The sequence below is a fragment of the Martelella sp. AMO21009 genome (genome assembly GCF_053484295.1).
In genome coordinates this window covers 1-15,956 of sequence record NZ_JBAKFR010000002.1, presented here as the reverse complement: position 1 = coordinate 15,956, position 15,956 = coordinate 1, and the positions used below count along the sequence as shown (strand labels likewise).

General features: G+C 62.4%; 14 protein-coding genes. 9 read left to right on the top strand and 5 right to left on the bottom strand.

Annotated elements, in window-relative coordinates:
• Nucleotides 1–110 precede the first annotated feature (110 nt).
• The 3 genes from V6766_RS02285 to V6766_RS02275 all read left to right on the top strand — a co-directional run bounded on the left by V6766_RS02285 (nucleotide 111) and on the right by V6766_RS02275 (nucleotide 3,032).
• The gene (locus V6766_RS02285) at nucleotides 111–1,022 is read left to right on the top strand and encodes an N-formylglutamate amidohydrolase (RefSeq protein ID WP_448463225.1); all 912 of its coding nucleotides are present in this window, start codon (nucleotides 111–113) and stop codon (nucleotides 1,020–1,022) included.
• A gap of 315 nt (nucleotides 1,023–1,337) precedes the next feature.
• A complete protein-coding gene (gene hisN / locus V6766_RS02280) occupies nucleotides 1,338–2,111 on the top strand; it encodes a histidinol-phosphatase (protein ID WP_448463223.1) in 774 nt (257 codons plus the stop codon).
• Nucleotides 2,112–2,540: 429 nt separating this feature from the next.
• A complete protein-coding gene (locus V6766_RS02275; RefSeq protein ID WP_230720167.1) occupies nucleotides 2,541–3,032 on the top strand; it encodes an Hsp20 family protein in 492 nt (163 codons plus the stop codon).
• 58 nt (nucleotides 3,033–3,090) lie between these two features.
• Here V6766_RS02275 and V6766_RS02270 read toward each other — a convergent pair whose 3' ends face one another.
• From V6766_RS02270 to V6766_RS02250, 5 genes are all read right to left on the bottom strand, one after another.
• The gene (locus V6766_RS02270; RefSeq protein WP_448463220.1) at nucleotides 3,091–3,657 is read right to left on the bottom strand and encodes a DoxX family protein; all 567 of its coding nucleotides are present in this window, start codon (nucleotides 3,655–3,657) and stop codon (nucleotides 3,091–3,093) included.
• Complete coding sequence (locus V6766_RS02265) at nucleotides 3,654–4,451, bottom strand: HvfC/BufC family peptide modification chaperone (RefSeq protein ID WP_448463218.1); 798 nt, start codon at nucleotides 4,449–4,451, stop codon at nucleotides 3,654–3,656. The genes V6766_RS02270 and V6766_RS02265 overlap by 4 nt, the downstream gene beginning before the upstream one ends.
• Nucleotides 4,444–5,337, bottom strand: coding sequence for an MNIO family bufferin maturase (gene bufB / locus V6766_RS02260; RefSeq protein WP_448463216.1), 894 nt, complete (start codon nucleotides 5,335–5,337; stop codon nucleotides 4,444–4,446). The genes V6766_RS02265 and bufB overlap by 8 nt, the downstream gene beginning before the upstream one ends.
• 50 nt (nucleotides 5,338–5,387) lie before the next feature.
• Nucleotides 5,388–5,687 carry a BufA1 family periplasmic bufferin-type metallophore gene (locus tag V6766_RS02255; protein WP_230720171.1) on the bottom strand — a complete coding sequence of 100 codons (300 nt, stop codon included), beginning with the start codon at nucleotides 5,685–5,687 and terminating at the stop codon, nucleotides 5,388–5,390.
• 153 nt (nucleotides 5,688–5,840) lie between these two features.
• Nucleotides 5,841–6,887, bottom strand: coding sequence for a threonine aldolase family protein (locus V6766_RS02250; protein WP_448463214.1), 1,047 nt, complete (start codon nucleotides 6,885–6,887; stop codon nucleotides 5,841–5,843).
• A 576-nt stretch (nucleotides 6,888–7,463) separates the two neighbouring features.
• Between V6766_RS02250 and gltB the strand changes: the two genes are divergently transcribed.
• The 6 genes from gltB to galU all read left to right on the top strand — a co-directional run bounded on the left by gltB (nucleotide 7,464) and on the right by galU (nucleotide 15,794).
• Entirely contained in the window at nucleotides 7,464–12,188 is a 4,725-nt protein-coding gene (gene gltB, locus V6766_RS02245; protein WP_448463212.1) for a glutamate synthase large subunit, read from the top strand.
• Between the two features lie 58 nt (nucleotides 12,189–12,246).
• Complete coding sequence (locus V6766_RS02240; protein WP_448430604.1) at nucleotides 12,247–12,513, top strand: antitoxin; 267 nt, start codon at nucleotides 12,247–12,249, stop codon at nucleotides 12,511–12,513.
• Nucleotides 12,465–12,917, top strand: coding sequence for a PIN domain-containing protein (locus V6766_RS02235; protein WP_448463210.1), 453 nt, complete (start codon nucleotides 12,465–12,467; stop codon nucleotides 12,915–12,917). The genes V6766_RS02240 and V6766_RS02235 overlap by 49 nt, the downstream gene beginning before the upstream one ends.
• Nucleotides 12,918–12,962: 45 nt before the next feature.
• Nucleotides 12,963–13,286, top strand: coding sequence for a heavy metal-binding domain-containing protein (locus V6766_RS02230; RefSeq protein ID WP_018064849.1), 324 nt, complete (start codon nucleotides 12,963–12,965; stop codon nucleotides 13,284–13,286).
• A gap of 13 nt (nucleotides 13,287–13,299) precedes the next feature.
• Nucleotides 13,300–14,754 (top strand): glutamate synthase subunit beta, encoded by a 1,455-nt coding sequence (locus tag V6766_RS02225; protein ID WP_448463207.1) that lies wholly within the window; start codon nucleotides 13,300–13,302, stop codon nucleotides 14,752–14,754.
• Nucleotides 14,755–14,906: 152 nt separating this feature from the next.
• Entirely contained in the window at nucleotides 14,907–15,794 is an 888-nt protein-coding gene (gene galU / locus V6766_RS02220; RefSeq protein ID WP_448463205.1) for a UTP--glucose-1-phosphate uridylyltransferase GalU, read from the top strand.
• Nucleotides 15,795–15,956 lie beyond the last annotated feature (162 nt).

Here is a 15,956-nt window from a genome sequence, read left to right as displayed (position 1 = left end):
GTAAACAAGCAATAAATACGGCCCCAAAGTTTTGAAGCGCTTCCAAGGCGGCTTGGCAGGAGGGGCCGCGCGTCCTAGATTTCATCCATCGAGGCACCGAAGGAGCAAGGGTGACAGAAGGCAGCAGACAGGAGCGTCAGGCGAGCGGCGAAGGCCGCAACGTGTTCTTCGAGGTGATCCGCCCCGAGGAGCAGGCCCTGCCGCTGGTCTTCAACTCGCCGCATTCGGGGCGGGTTTATACCCGCGAATTCCTCGCCGCCTCGCGGCTTGATGCGCAGCAGATTCGCCGCTCCGAGGATCTTTATGTTGACGAGCTGTTTTCGGCCGCGCCCGCTTTCGGCGCGCCGTTGCAGCGGGCCTTCTTTCCGCGCGCCTTTCTCGATGTCAATCGCGAGCCGTTCGAGCTCGATCCGCGGATGTTTGCCGGCCCGCTGCCTGCCCATGTCAACGCAGTCTCGCCGCGGGTTATCGGCGGGCTCGGCACCATACCGAAGATCGTGGCGGAGAACATGCCGATCTATGACGCGCCGCTCGACGTGGCGGAGGGGCTGTCGCGCATCGAGTGGATCTACCGGCCCTATCACCAGAGCCTCAAGGCGCTGTTGCAGGAGACGCGGCGCAATTTCGGCCGCGCGGTGCTGATCGACTGCCATTCCATGCCCGGAACGGTCTCGGTCGGCGGGCATCGCCGGCGGCCGGATTTCATCATCGGCGACCGCTACGGCACCAGCGCCTCGGCGGCCATCGCCTATGCCGCGATCTCGATCCTGGAAGGTATGGGTTTCTCCACCGCCTACAACAAGCCCTATGCCGGCGGCTTTATCACCGAGCATTACGGCCGCCCGGCCGCTGATTGCCATGCACTGCAGATCGAGGTCTCGCGCCGGCTCTATGCCGATGAGGCGAGCCTGCAGAAGAAGCCGGAATTCATCGCGGTCAAGCAGGCGATCAACCTGTTCATCGGCGAGTTCGCGGCGTTTTTGAGGGCAGAGGGGGAGGCACCCGGCCTTGCGGCGGAATGAGCCTGTCAAAAAAAACCGCGCTTGTGGCGCGGTTAAGTCTAGGGAGGAAACACCCAAGGAGGGTATTCACAGTCGAAAGACTGTAATTGAACCTTAGATGACGGGTTGATGACTGTCAAGCAAATTTGCCTGATATTTGCGCATCATCGACCAATGTCTAATTTTTACGCGTAGAGCCTATTTTTTACGCGGGTTTCTTCCCGGCAAAGCCGTTTTCCCGATCCATATCCATTTTCTTTCCATCAGGCTGTGGCGAGCCGGGCGAAATCGCGCGATACGCGTCAAAGCCGACCAATACCGAACCAAGGACATGACATGCTGCCCGACCGCAAATTCTTCGAGACGCTCGCCGCCGCCGCCGCCGCCGAGACCCTGCCGCGGTTTCGCTCCGGCCTGGATGTCGACAACAAGCTGGCCGGCGGTTTCGATCCGGTCACCGAAGGCGACCGGGCGGCGGAACAGGCGATCCGGTCGCTGATCGGCGAACATTATCCCGATCACGGCATTCTCGGCGAGGAACATGGCGCGGAGGGGTTGGAGCGTGAACATGTCTGGGTCATCGATCCGATCGATGGTACGCGGGCCTTTATCTCCGGCGTGCCGGTTTGGGGAACGCTGGTAGGCTTCTATCGTAATGGCCGGGCGCTGATGGGCCTGATGGACCAGCCGTTTACCGGCGAGCGCTATTTCGCCGATGGCGGGCAGAGCCATTATGCCGGCCCGGGCGGGCCGCGCGTTTTGAAAACGCGGCGATGCGAGACGCTTGAAGACGCGGTGATGTTCACCACCTCGCCGCGCATCATCGCCGACCACCTTCAGGCAGGCTACGACCGGCTCGAGGCGCGTGTGCGTCTCGCCCGCTATGGCACCGATTGTTACGCCTATTGCCTTCTGGCGGCGGGTTTTGTCGATCTGGTGGTGGAAAGCGACCTCAAGCCTTATGACATCGGCGCCCTGATCCCGATCATCGAGCAGGCGGGCGGCGTGGTCACGACGGTTGAGGGCGGTCGGGCGGAAGATGGCGGGGACATCGTTGCGGCGGCAACGCCGGCGCTGCACGCCGCGGCGCTTGCGGTGCTCAACGCCTGAATACCGGCCCTGAGTGCCGGATTTCCGCCAAAAAAAGGACCGGAACCATCCGCTTGAACAGGGGTAAAAGCGGCTCGGTTCCGGCCAAGGTTCCCCGCCGCCGCTGGGTCAAGAGCGACAACGGTGCCGGGACGGGTGCGCCGTAGTTCCCGGCGAGGAAATGAATGCCCCATTTCCCCTGAACGGAGCTGCAATACGGCATTCATTTCCCGTTCATCCATAAGGCGAGTTGGCGCCATCTGCAATCGCGGATAGCGTGTCCGAAGTTGCGTGACGCTTGCGGGCAGCGAAACTCTTGAAAAAATACCGGCCAAATCCCAGATAAATCGCGTCGGACGCCGAAGCTCGGGTCCGTAACCGTTCCCAGCAATCGCCGGTCTCGGGATTGCCGGGAATATACCGCAAACGCGTCGCTCAAAGGAGGACAATATGCGTAACGTCGATTTTTCGCCCCTTTATCGTTCCACTGTTGGTTTCGATAGGCTTTTCAACCTGCTTGATACCGTAGGCCAGCCTGAACAGGCCCCCACCTATCCGCCCTACAATATCGAGCGCACCGGTGAAAACGACTACCAGATCACCATGGCCGTCGCCGGTTTCGGCGAAAACGAGCTTTCGATCGAAGCCCATGCCAACGTGCTGACGGTGCGTGGCGAAAAGGCCGAGGAAGAAGCCAATGACGGTCGCGAATATCTCTATCGCGGCATTGCCAAGCGCGCCTTCGAACGCCGGTTCCAGCTCGCCGACCACATGGAAGTGCGCGGCGCCAGCCTGAAGAACGGCATCCTGCACGTAGAGCTTCTTCGCAACATCCCCGAAGCCATGAAGCCGCGCCGGATCGCGATCGAAACCCGCGATGGCGACCAGACCAGAATGATCTCTGCCGATGTCGGCAAGAACAGTGAGAAAACCGCGGCCTGATCAGCGCGGTTGAGATGAACGGGCGGCGCTCCTCACACGAGGGGCGCCGTTTTTGTCTCTATCGCCTGCAAAGGACGCGGCCCGCCAAGCCGTCCACCGAGATAAGGCCGGGTCCGTGGATGATGAGGTAGGCGAGCGGAAACAGCCACAGCAGGCGCTGGTCCAGGATCACGGCGTCGGGGAAGCGGTCGAACAGCGCACCGATGGTCTCGGGCCCGACCTGATGGACGGTGATGTCGACCAAGGTCTGGACAGCGATGAAGATCGCCATGCCAAGCGCTGCGAGCCTCGTCAGCAGTCCGAGCACCACCATCAGAGGCAGCAGGAATTCGGCATAGGTTCCGAGATAGACCACAAGATTCCAGAGGAACGGCACCTGGGAAATGTCGCCGCCGGCGGCCTCCACGGCGGGCAGCGCGATCTGGTAATAGGCGCTGTCGCGCACCATGAAGAAGCCGGCAATTCCGGTCCCGACCTTCGTCAACGCCGAGTTCAGGAAGTAGAACCAGAGCGTGGCGGCAAAGACGAAGCGGGCGAGCAGTCCGGGTAGCCAGAAGGCCAGGGCCCGCTCAAGGGCTTTGGCGGTGCCGCTGTAAAGCCCGCAAAGGCGATGAGGCAGGTTCATTTGGGGGCATCCTCCGGGCTTATCGCGGTGAACGCGCCGGTGGTGAGCGCCAGCGTAAAGGCTGACGGAAGATCGAAGCCGGCATCGGCCTCGGCTGCGCGCTCTGCGGCCTCGCCGATCGCCTCGCCCTCAAACAGCGTCTTCACGAAGGCGGCATCGCCGGGTGTGACGCGGTGGACCGCGACGTCGTAATGCGGGCGGGTGATCAAGGCGATTTCGGCAGGCGAGGGATCGAGGCCCTTCAGGCTTTCTCCGGCCTTTGTCTTTAGAAAGATGCTGGCCGCGGCGGAGCCGAGCTCCAGAAGCCGGGCGGCAGGATGAGGGGAAAGCCGGGTTGCCATCAATGCCTCCGGATCGCGCGACAGCAGCGTTTCGGACGCAAGCGGCGGGCAGTCGGCGGCGTGATAGGCGTCGAGCCAGGCTCGCTCCAGCCTTGCGACGTCGGGCAGGAAGAACAGTTTGCGCGCCGGCGCGAACCCGGCCACGAAATCCGGAAAGTCGCGGCCGTATTCGGCAAGGATTGGCGAGCGGGGCGGGTTTCCCGCCAGGAACTCCAGCGCCATGGCGTCGAAAAAGCGTGGACCGGCGACCTGCCGCGTCACCGGAAAGATATCGCCGAGCGCGCCCTTCAGGCTCATCGCCACATTGTTGCGGTAGACCGCGTAACGCCTCTCCGCCTGCCCGCCAAGCGGGTTTATCACGCCGTCCGGCACAGCGGCGTCGGGCCGCATCAGGCTTGCGGCGAACGCCGGAAAATCGGTCGCTATGGCTTGCGTCTTCGCCGGCTCAGCCATGACGCGCCCCCAGCAGGGAGCAGCCGGTATGGTCGGCGATCAGTGTATCGGCAATCATCGCCTCGCGCTTCAGCACCGGCCAGTCGGGCACGTCATTGTCCCATTCGATCAGTGTCGGCAGCGGGCCGGCCTGTTTCAGAACAAACTCGTAAAGTCCCCAGACGGCATCGGCCACCGGCCGGTCATGGGCGTCGATCAGCAGGGGCGCACCGTTATCGTCGCTGTCTTCGGCATGGCCGGCGAGATGGATCTCCCCAACCCGTTCCAGCGGATAGGCCTTCAGGTAAGCGACCGCGTCGTAACCGTTGTTGATGGCGGAGACGTGCACATTGTTGACGTCGAGCAGCAGGCCACAGCCGCTGCGCCGGGCGATCTCGTCCAGGAACTCGGTCTCGGGGATCGCGCTTTCGGCGAAGGCGACATAGGTGGAGGGGTTTTCGAGCAGGATGGTGCGGCCGATGGCGGTCTGGACCGCATCGACATGGGCGGCGACCAGCGCCAGCGTTTCCTCGGTATAGGGCAGCGGCAGCAGGTCGTTGTAATAGGCGCTCTCATGGGTGGACCATGCGAGATGCTCGGAGACGAGGCCGGGCTCGTAGCGCTCCACCACCCGTTTCAGCCGGGCGAGATGGGCGGGATCAAGCCCGCCTGGCGCGCCGATCGACATGCCGACGCCGTGGATCGACAGCGGAAAGTCGGCGCGCATGCGGGTGAGGACGCGATGCGGATGACCGCCTTCGCCCATGTAGTTTTCCGCATGCACTTCGAGAAAGCCGACGCGATAAGCATCGGCAAGAATGGCATCGGCATGGGCGGTCTTGAAGCCGGCGCCGGCGCGGGCGGGAATGACGCCGTGGCTTTCGAATTTTCTGGATATCGCGTGCATCGTCGCCTCCGGGAAAAGACCGCCGGCGCGGGGGACGCCGGCGGCGGGGCTCACATGGCCGGCATGTCGCGGTCGAGTGGCTCCAGCGAGCCCATGCGGTCGCCCGGCAGCATCATCTCGGTGCAGGTGCCCTCCTCGACATATTTCCAGGCATTGCCCTGGTAATCGACCTTGGAGGTGCCGGCGCAGGTGGTGCCGGGGCCGGCGGCGCAATCGTTCTGGCCGGCCATGGCAACGCCGTAGCATTTGACGTTGGCGGCCTGGGCGGGGGTGGTGGCGGCAATCGTGCCGGCGGCGACGGCGAGTGCGCCGGCGAGTGTTGCCGCGCTGAATTTTGAAGTCTTGGACATGAAGCTCTCCTCTTCATCGGTTGTAAGCAAGGTCGGCCTTGCGTGATGAAGTGTGGCAAAGAGAGGCTTCAACTGGAAATCAATGGCGCGTCATCCATTTGTCACGGCGGATGACCGGTCCGTGATGGGGGCGTGAGCGGCGCGGGGAGACGATTACAGAAACGACACGAAGCGGTCGATTTCCTGCTCCTCGGTCGAAAAACTGGTGACGCAGCGGATCAGGGCCTCGCCTTCGCCGATCAGGTCCGGCTGGTCGGCGGGCGTCGGCCAGTTGTGGAACTGCGCGCCGGCCTTGCGGGCGGCGTCCGCCGCTTCCTCCGGCAGGATAATGAACACCTCGTTGGTGGCGGTCTCCCAGGCAAGCCGGGCGGTCTTGGCCGCGCGGAAGGCCTGACGCATCCGCTCGGCCATGGCGTTGGAGTGGCGGGCGAGTTCAAGCCAGAGCCCATCTTCGAGATAGGCATCGAACTGGGCGGAGATGAACCGGGTCTTGGAGAACAGATGGGCGGCGCGCTTGCGGATGAACGGCATGTCGCGGGCCTGATCGGGATTCATGAACACGATCGCCTCGGCGCACCAGCAGCCGTTCTTGGTGCCGCCGAAGGAGAGAATGTCGACGCCGCGCTTCCAGGTCATCTCGGCGGGTGATACGTCAAGGGCCGCCAGCGCATTGGCAAAACGGGCGCCGTCCATGTGGACGGGCAGGCCGTGGGCCTTTGCCTCGGCGGTGATCGCGTCGATCTCGTCCAGCGCATAGACCGTGCCGACCTCGGTGGACTGCGTCAGCGACACCGCCATCGGCTGGCCGTGATGGATGAAATCGGCCGGGTAACGCCCGATCATGCGCCGGAGCGCTGCCGGGTTCATCCGGCCGTTTTCGCCCGAAACCGTCGCCAGCCTTCCGCCACCGGTGAAATATTCCGGCGCGCCGCCCTCGTCATTGGCGATGTGCGCATCCTTGTGGCAGAACACCACGCCGCCCGGCCGACCGACGGAGGAAAGCGCCAGCGAATTGGCTGCCGTGCCGGTGCCGACGAAAAACACCGCGACCTCGCGCTCGAACACGTCGTTGAACCTCGCCTCGATCTTGCGGTCGAGCGCGCTGGTGCCATAGGCGTTGGCGTAGCCGGACTGTTCGCGCATCAGCGCCTCGCCAATGGCGGGGTGGGCGCCGGACCAGTTGTCGGAAGCAAAGAACATGGCGGAAAAACCTCAAATCTCGTGATGCTGCGGATATCGGGGAAGAAAGTCGGCTTTGTAAAGGCCGGCCATTGAAAAAGCTGCGCTGGTGAGATGTCGAGAAAAGATTGCGCGATTGCAGCCAACAGGCGTGGAATCTGCCCGAAAATAGCCTCTTTGTTTCACGAATTGCGAATGGCGGCCGACGTGGGTAACTTTATTGCGCGGATAGCGACCTTTCGGTAATTTTTGCTCATTTCAGCGGGCCCGGCATTGTGATTTTGCTTGCCAGTTTATGTTGTTTCTGGCATGAAGGGCAGATAGGACAGTTATGCTGTCCTATTTTTGTGTCTGGCACGATTGCCGCCGAGGGGCTGACGTCATACCGCTTTGGGTTTATAGTGGCCCTTTCGGACGACGGGAAGCTTCCGCGTCTTATCAGTCAGGACACGGCCGGTCGGTTTTCCATGACGGTTGTTCATGGTTTCCGCTTCGGACTTAAGTGAAATTGATGGCAGGCCGGAGAGGGACAATCGTCCCGGCTCGCCTGTGTGCCCCGGCTTCGCCTGCATCCGGCAGGATTTTAGGAGATCTTGAATGACGAAGATGACGCCCATAGCGCTTGATGGTGCACCGGTCACTGAGCTTGCCTCCGTGGCGACCGAAGCCAAAGCAGCTACCGGTCGTCGCCCCAAACGTCAGGGTCTTTACGATCCCCGCAACGAACACGATGCCTGCGGCGTCGGCTTCATCGCCCATATGAAGGGCGAGAAGTCGCACCAGATCGTGCGCGACGGGTTGTTCATCCTGGAAAACCTCACCCATCGCGGCGCTGTCGGCGCCGATCCGCTGATGGGCGATGGCGCGGGCATGCTGATGCAGATCCCCGACCGCTTCTTCCGTGAGGAGATGGCCAAGGAAGGCGTTACTCTGCCGAAGGTCGGTGAATATGCCGTCGGCTATTTCTTCCTGCCGCGCGACGAGGCGCGCATTGCCCATTACAAGGCGATCATCGAGAAGGTGATCGTCGACGAGGGGCAGACTTTCCTCGGCTTCCGCGAAGTGCCGGTCGACAATTCCTCGCTGTCGAAGGCGCCCGATATCGCCGCCACCGAACCCTATCACCTGCAGGTTTTCATCGGGGCCGGCCAGCGCGCCCATTCGCAGCAGGAGTTCGAGCGCCGCCTGTTCGTGCTGCGCAAGGTGATTTCCAACACGATCTTCTCCGAAAGCCCGGAGGCGACCGAGGATTTCTATGCCGTGTCGATGTCGTCCTCGACCATCGTCTACAAGGGCATGTTCCTCGCCTATCAGGTTGGCGCCTATTACAAGGACCTTGCCGATCCGCGGTTCGAATCGGCCGTCGCCCTCGTGCATCAGCGGTTTTCGACCAACACCTTCCCGTCCTGGAAGCTGTCGCACCCCTACCGTATGGTCGCCCATAACGGCGAGATCAACACGCTGCGCGGCAATGTGAACTGGATGGCGGCCCGTCAGGCGTCGGTGTCCTCGCCGCTGTTCGGCGACGATATCACCAAGCTGTGGCCGATCTCCTATGAGGGCCAGTCCGATACCGCCTGTTTCGACAATGCGCTCGAATTCCTGGTGCAGGGCGGCTATTCCATGGCGCATGCCGTGATGATGCTGATCCCGGAAGCCTGGGCCGGCAACATGTCGATGAGCCCGGAGCGCAAGGCGTTCTACGAATACCATGCCTCGCTGATGGAGCCGTGGGACGGCCCCGCCGCCGTTGCCTTTACCGACGGCCGCCAGATCGGCGCGACGCTCGACCGCAACGGCCTGCGTCCGGCGCGTTATCTGATCACCAAGGATGACCGGATCATCATGGCCTCGGAAGCGGGCGTCCTGCCGGTGGAAGAGGAAAACATCGTTGCCAAGTGGCGCCTCCAGCCCGGCAAGATGCTCTTGATCGACATGGAAAAGGGTCGGATCATCTCCGATGAGGAGATCAAGTCCGAGCTCGCCGGCATGCACCCCTATCAGGACTGGCTCGGCCGCACCCAGTTGATCCTTGAGGACCTGAACCCGGTGGAGCCCCGGGCGCTGCGCCGCGATGTGTCGCTGCTCGACCGCCAGCAGGCCTTCGGCTACACCCAGGAAGACACCAAGATCCTGATGTCGCCGATGGCGACCACCGGCCAGGAAGCGATCGGCTCGATGGGCACCGATACGCCGATTTCGGCGATGTCGGACAAGTCGAAGCTGCTCTACACCTATTTCAAGCAGAACTTCGCCCAGGTCACCAACCCGCCGATCGACCCGATCCGCGAGGAACTGGTGATGAGCCTGGTCTCGTTCATCGGTCCGCGTCCGAACATCCTCGATCATGAGGGCGCCTCGCGTGAAAAGCGCCTGGAAGTGCGCCAGCCGATCCTGACCAATGGCGATCTTGAAAAGATCCGCTCCATCGGTCACACCGAGGACCGTTTCGACACCAAGACCCTCGACATCACCTACGGCGTCGAGCAGGGCGCGGAAGGCATGCCGGCGATGATCGACCGGCTGTGCGAGCGCGCTGAAGCTGCCGTGCGCGGCGGCTACAACATCATCGTGCTGTCCGACCGGCAGATCGGCCCGGACCGGATCGCGATCCCCGCGCTGCTGGCGACCGCCGCCGTACACCACCACTTGATCCGCAAGGGGCTTCGCACCTCTGTCGGCCTCGTGGTCGAATCCGGCGAGCCGCGCGAAGTGCATCACTTCTGCTGTCTCGCGGGCTACGGCGCGGAGGCGATCAATCCCTATCTTGCCTTCGATACGCTCTCCGACATGCATGCAAGGGGCATGTTCCCGCAGGAGGTCGATGCCGGCGAGGTGGTCTATCGCTTCATCAAGGCGGTCGGCAAGGGCATGCTCAAGGTCATGTCGAAAATGGGCATTTCGACCTATCAATCCTATTGCGGCGCGCAGATTTTCGATGCGATCGGCCTGTCTTCGGAATTCGTAGAACGGTTCTTCTTCGGAACCGCCTCGATGATCGAGGGTGTCGGCCTGACCGAGGTTGCGGAAGAAACCGTGGCCCGTCATGCGTCTGCCTTCGGCAAGGACCCGGTGCTGTCCTCCACGCTCGATATCGGCGGCGAATATGCCTACCGCATGCGCGGCGAGGCCCATGCCTGGACGCCGGATGCGGTGGCCGAGCTGCAGCACGCCGTGCGCGGCAATGCCCGTGACCGCTACGATGCCTTCGCCAAGATGGAAAATGCCACCGCGCTGCGCATGAACACGATCCGCGGCCTGTTCCGGATCAAGAATGCGAGTGAGATCGGCCGCAAGCCGGTGCCGCTTGAAAATGTCGAGCCGGCTTCGGAAATCGTCAAGCGGTTCTCGACCGGGGCGATGTCGTTCGGCTCGATCTCGCGCGAGGCCCACACCACGCTCGCGATTGCCATGAACCAGATCGGCGGCAAGTCGAACACCGGTGAGGGCGGCGAGGAGAGCGATCGCTATCTGAAGCTGCCGGACGGCTCCTATCCGCGTGAACGCTCCGCAATCAAGCAGATCGCGTCGGGCCGTTTCGGCGTCACCGCCGAATATCTTGTCAATGCCGACATGCTGCAGATCAAGGTGGCGCAGGGCGCAAAGCCCGGCGAAGGCGGCCAGCTGCCCGGCCACAAGGTCGACGCGACGATCGCCAAGACCCGGCACTCGACGCCGGGCGTCGGCCTGATTTCGCCGCCGCCGCACCACGATATCTATTCGATCGAGGATCTGGCGCAGCTGATCTACGACCTGAAGAACGTCAACCCGACGTCGGATGTGTCGGTCAAGCTGGTGTCGGAAGTGGGCGTCGGCACGGTTGCCGCTGGCGTTGCCAAGGCGCGCGCCGACCACATCACGATCTCGGGCTTCGACGGCGGCACCGGCGCTTCGCCGCTGACCTCGCTGAAGCATGCCGGCAGCCCCTGGGAAATCGGCCTTGCCGAAACCCAGCAGACGCTGGTGCTGAATGGGCTCCGCTCGCGCATCGCGCTGCAGGTCGATGGCGGGCTGAAGACCGGCCGCGACGTGCTGATCGGCGCAATGCTGGGGGCCGATGAATTCGGCTTCTCCACCGCGCCGCTGATTGCGGCCGGCTGTATCATGATGCGCAAGTGCCACCTCAACACCTGCCCGGTGGGCGTCGCGACCCAGGACCCGGTCCTGAGGAAGCGCTTCAAGGGCGCGCCGGAACACGTCGTCAACTACTTCTTCTTCGTGGCCGAGGAACTGCGCGAGCTGCTGGCCGAACTCGGCTTCACCAGTCTCAACGACGTCATCGGCGCTGTCGAATATCTCGACAAGGACGAGGCGATCGCGCACTGGAAGTCGAAGGGTCTCGATTTCTCGAGGATCTTCCACAAGGTGGCAGCACCCAAGGAAGCGACCTTCTGGACCGAGCGCCAGAAGCACCCGATCGACGACATTCTTGACCGCAAGCTGATCGCCGAAGCGATGCCGGCGCTGGAGAACAAGGAAAAGGTCACGATCGAGACCGAGATCAAGAACGTCGACCGCTCCGCCGGCGCGATGCTTTCGGGCGAGGTTGCCAAGCGCTGGAACGAGAAGGGCCTGAAGGAAGACACGATCACGGTCAAGCTCACGGGCACGGCCGGCCAGTCCTTCGGCGCGTTCCTTGCAAACGGCGTGACATTCGATCTCGTCGGCGACGGCAATGACTATGTCGGCAAGGGGCTTTCGGGCGGCAAGATCATCATCCGTCCGCCGGAAAACACGCCGATCGTGCCGGAGGAATCGATCATCGTCGGCAATACCGTGCTTTACGGCGCGACCTCGGGCGAATGCTATTTCCATGGCGTGGCCGGCGAGCGGTTTGCGGTGCGGAACTCCGGTGCGGCCGCCGTTGTCGAAGGCGTCGGCGATCATGGCTGCGAATACATGACCGGCGGCATCGTCGTCGTGCTTGGCCAGACGGGCCGCAACTTCGCGGCCGGCATGTCCGGCGGCGTTGCCTATGTGCTGGACGAGGATGGCGGCTTTGCCGACCGCTGCAACATGGCCATGGTCATGCTGGAGCCGGTTCCGGAAGAAGACGACATGCTCGAAAAGCTCCACCACCATGGCGGCGACATCATGCACAAGGGCCGCGTTGACGTTTCCGGCGACATGACCCGCCATGACGAGGAGCGCCTTGTGCGGCTGATCACCAACCACCTGCTCTACACCGGTTCGGCGCGCGCCAAGGCGATCCTGGACGACTGGGCGCATTACCGCCCGATGTTCCGCAAGGTCATGCCGGTCGAATATCGCCGCGCTCTGGAAGAGATGGAGCGCATGCGCATGGGCGTGGCGGCGGAGTGATTGTTGCTTCGAAATGCCTGTGATATGACAATGTCATATCACAGGTATGGAGGCTGAGATGTCCAACCGTATCACCAAGGAAAGAAAGTCCCGGATTTTCATGAATGGCCGCAGCCGCGCCGTGCGAATTCCGAGCGAATTCGAACTGGAAGGCGACGAGGTCATCATCAGACAGGAAGAGAGCGGCCTGATCACGATCGAGCCGGTGAAGAAGAAGATGACGCCACGGGAGGTTATCGAGTGGCTTCGCGCGCAGCCGCCTCTGCCGGAAGATGAATGGTTGCCGGAGATCGAAGACCTGCCGCCGCGGGACGTCGATCTTTAGAAATGAGGTATCTGCTGGATACAAATGCGATATCGCATGCGCTGAAATTTCCGGCCGGACCCGTCGGCCGGAGATTGTTCGAGGAAGATGCGGTTTCGCTATGTACCAGTATCGTCGTGGTGGCCGAGCTTCGGTTCGGTTATCTGAGACGGGGCTCCGAGCGGCTCAAGAGGGATGTCGAGGCGCTGGTTGGCAGTCTGGACATCCAGCCATGGGAGAGCCCGGCAGAGTGGAAATATGCCGAATTGCGGCTGGCGCTTGAAAAGGCCGGCACGCCGATCGGCCAGATGGACATGCTGATCGCCGCCCACGCGCTTGCGCTCGATGCGGTGCTGGTGACGGCGAATGAGAGAGAGTTTGAGCGGGTTCCAGGCCTCAAGGTCGAGAACTGGGAACGTGAATAGAGTTTGGATGAGCCGCAAGGCTCCGGTTGAAACCGAGGTGTCGCAATGCTGATTTCCACCACGAATACGCTCGAAGGCCACAAGATCGTGGCCTATAAAGGCATCGTCACCGGCGAGACCATTCTCGGGACCAATATTTTCCGCGATTTCATGGCCGGCATCCGCGATATCGTCGGCGGGCGTTCGGCGGCCTATGAAGCCTCGCTGCGCGAGGCGCGCGAAACCGCCTATGCGGAAATGGAACATCAGGCGGAGCGGCTTGGCGCCAATGCCGTCATCGGGGTCGATCTCGACTATGAAAACATTACCTCCGATCGCGGAACCATGCTGATGGTATCGGTTTCCGGCACTGCGGTCGTCATCGAGTAATTCAGGGAAAATCATGGGTAAAGTTACAGGTTTCATGGAAATCGACCGGCAGGTCGCGAAGTATCAGCCGGCCTCCGATCGCATCCGTCATTTCCGCGAATTCACGATCCCGATGTCGGACCCCGAGGTGCAGAAGCAGGCGGCCCGCTGCATGGACTGCGGCATCCCCTATTGCCATGGCCCGACCGGCTGTCCGATCCACAACCAGATCCCGGACTGGAACGATCTGGTCTATAACGGCAACTGGAAAGAGGCGATTGCCAACCTCCATTCGACCAATAATTTCCCGGAATTCACCGGCCGCGTCTGCCCCGCGCCCTGCGAAGAGGCCTGCACGCTGAACCTCGAGGATATCCCGGTCGCGATCAAGACGGTCGAGCAGGCAATCGCCGACAAGGCCTATGAGCTGGGCTATATCGTTCCGCAGCCGGCAACAGTGAAGACCGGCAAGAAGGTGGCGGTCATCGGCTCCGGTCCGGCCGGCATGTCGGCCGCCCAGCAGCTTGGCCGCGCCGGCCACGAGGTTCACCTCTATGAGCGCGAGTCCAAGCCCGGCGGGCTGCTGCGTTACGGCATTCCCGACTTCAAGATGGAGAAGAACTTCATCGACCGCCGCGTTGAGCAGATGCGCGGCGAAGGTGTCGAATTTCATTGCGGCGTCAATGTCGGCGTCGATGTGACGGTCGACCAGCTTCTTGCCGATTACGACGCCGTGCTCTACTGCGGCGGCTCGGAAACCCCGCGCGCTTCCGGCATCGGCGGCGGCGATCTGCATGGCGTGCATGACGCGATGCCCTTCCTGGTGCAGCAGAACCGCCGCGTCGGCCGCGAGAATATCGACAGCACCGGCTGGCCGTCCGAGCCTATCCTCGCCGGCGGCAAGCATGTCGTGGTCGTCGGCGGCGGCGACACGGCGTCCGACTGTGTGGGCACCGCCTTCCGCCAGGGCGCCGTCAAGGTCACCCAGCTCGACATTCGCCCACAGCCGCCCGAAAAGGAAGACAAGCTCGCCGTCTGGCCGTTCTGGGCCACTAAGATGCGCACCTCGTCTTCGCAGGCCGAAGGCGCTGTCCGCGAGTTCCAGGTGGCGACGCTCGAATTCGTTGGCGAGGATGGCGTGCTCACCGGCGTGAAATGCTGCCATGTGGATGAAAAGCGCAAGCCGATTCCCGGCACGGAATTCGTCATCAAGGCCGATCTCGCCTTCATCGCGATCGGCTTCAGGGGACCGTTCAAGAGCGGCGTTCTGGCCGATCTCGAAGGCCGGCTGACGCTTAACACCGACAGCCGCGGCTCGGTCAACGTCGTCGCCAATGATGATGACTACAAGACCTCGGTCGACAAGTTCTGGACGGCGGGCGACGTGCGCCGCGGCCAGTCGCTGGTGGTCTGGGCGATCCGCGAGGGACGCCAGGCGGCGCGCGCCATCGACGAGGCGCTGATGGGCGAGACCCTGCTGCCGCGGTAAAGCCGCGGGTCCGCTCCCGGCGGGCTGACCTTTTTTGATAAATTTCTGCGAGGGGCGGCGGCTTGATTGCGCTGCCCCTTGTCTCTTGCTAGACCTGAACAATATTGCCAGAGTTCATTCATTTTCGATGATTGTCTATAAAGGAGAGGGGCTTGGCTCAGCATAAGAAGGTTCGCAAGGCAGTGCTTCCGGTCGCGGGGCTCGGAACGCGGTTTCTTCCCGCCACCAAGGTGGTGCCGAAGGAAATGTTGCCCGTCGTCGACAAGCCGATCATCCAGTATGTGGTCGATGAGGCGATCGAGGCGGGGATCGAGCATTTCGTGTTCGTCACCGGCCGCAACAAGAACGTCATCGAGGATTATTTCGATATCCAGTACGAGCTGGAATCGACGCTGAAGGCCCGCAACAAGAATGCCGAGCTGAGCCTGCTTTCGAGCCTTCTGCCGACTGCCGGCACCTCCACCTTCACCCGCCAGCAGGAGCCGCACGGGCTCGGCCACGCGGTCTGGTGCGCGCGCGAGATCGTCGGCCACGACCCGTTCGCCCTGATCCTGCCGGACATGGTGATGGATGCCGAGACGCCGTGCCTCAAGGGCATGATGGATGTCTACGAAGTCGCCGGCGGCAATGTCGTCTCCGTAGAGGAATGCGATCCCGAACAGGCGCACAAATACGGCATTGTCGGCGTCGGGGAGGCGGTGGGCAGCGGTTTCAAGATCACGGAGATGGTGGAGAAGCCGGAAAAGGGCACCGCGCCGTCGAATTATTTCATCAATGGCCGCTACATCCTGCAACCGGAAATCTTCCCGATCCTGGGCAAGACCGAACGCGGCGCGGGCAACGAGATCCAGCTTACCGACGGCATGTTGACGCTTGCCAGGGAACAGGATTTCTACGGCTACAAGTTCGACGGCCAAACCTTCGACTGCGGCTCCAAGGAAGGCTTCATCATCGCCAATGTGGCGCTCGCCCTGAAACGCGACGATATCCGTCCGAAGGTGGAAAACGAGCTGAAGGCGCTGATTTCGGCGTTGAAGTGAAGCTGGACGAGGCCGCTCCTTCCCGCCCTGCGTGTCACCCTCGGGCTTGACCCGAGGGTCCATGCAAAGTTCTCCGTGTGGGCCTGGATGCTTGGGTCCAGCCCGACCATTGTTTGTTGGATCTGCGCTATTGTTGTGATGCAGCTGCGGGCCGCTGGATTG

Coding starts and splice junctions, on each gene's coding strand:
- V6766_RS02230 (WP_018064849.1), top strand. CDS start 12,963: ATGCTGATTTCCACCACGAATACGCTCGAAGGCCACAAGATCGTGGCC.
- V6766_RS02275 (WP_230720167.1), top strand. CDS start 2,541: ATGCGTAACGTCGATTTTTCGCCCCTTTATCGTTCCACTGTTGGTTTC.
- bufB (WP_448463216.1), bottom strand. CDS start 5,337: ATGCACGCGATATCCAGAAAATTCGAAAGCCACGGCGTCATTCCCGCC.
- V6766_RS02265 (WP_448463218.1), bottom strand. CDS start 4,451: ATGGCTGAGCCGGCGAAGACGCAAGCCATAGCGACCGATTTTCCGGCG.
- V6766_RS02240 (WP_448430604.1), top strand. CDS start 12,247: ATGTCCAACCGTATCACCAAGGAAAGAAAGTCCCGGATTTTCATGAAT.
- V6766_RS02270 (WP_448463220.1), bottom strand. CDS start 3,657: ATGAACCTGCCTCATCGCCTTTGCGGGCTTTACAGCGGCACCGCCAAA.
- gltB (WP_448463212.1), top strand. CDS start 7,464: ATGACGAAGATGACGCCCATAGCGCTTGATGGTGCACCGGTCACTGAG.
- V6766_RS02250 (WP_448463214.1), bottom strand. CDS start 6,887: ATGTTCTTTGCTTCCGACAACTGGTCCGGCGCCCACCCCGCCATTGGC.
- V6766_RS02255 (WP_230720171.1), bottom strand. CDS start 5,687: ATGTCCAAGACTTCAAAATTCAGCGCGGCAACACTCGCCGGCGCACTC.
- V6766_RS02235 (WP_448463210.1), top strand. CDS start 12,465: ATGGTTGCCGGAGATCGAAGACCTGCCGCCGCGGGACGTCGATCTTTA.
- V6766_RS02225 (WP_448463207.1), top strand. CDS start 13,300: ATGGGTAAAGTTACAGGTTTCATGGAAATCGACCGGCAGGTCGCGAAG.
- hisN (WP_448463223.1), top strand. CDS start 1,338: ATGCTGCCCGACCGCAAATTCTTCGAGACGCTCGCCGCCGCCGCCGCC.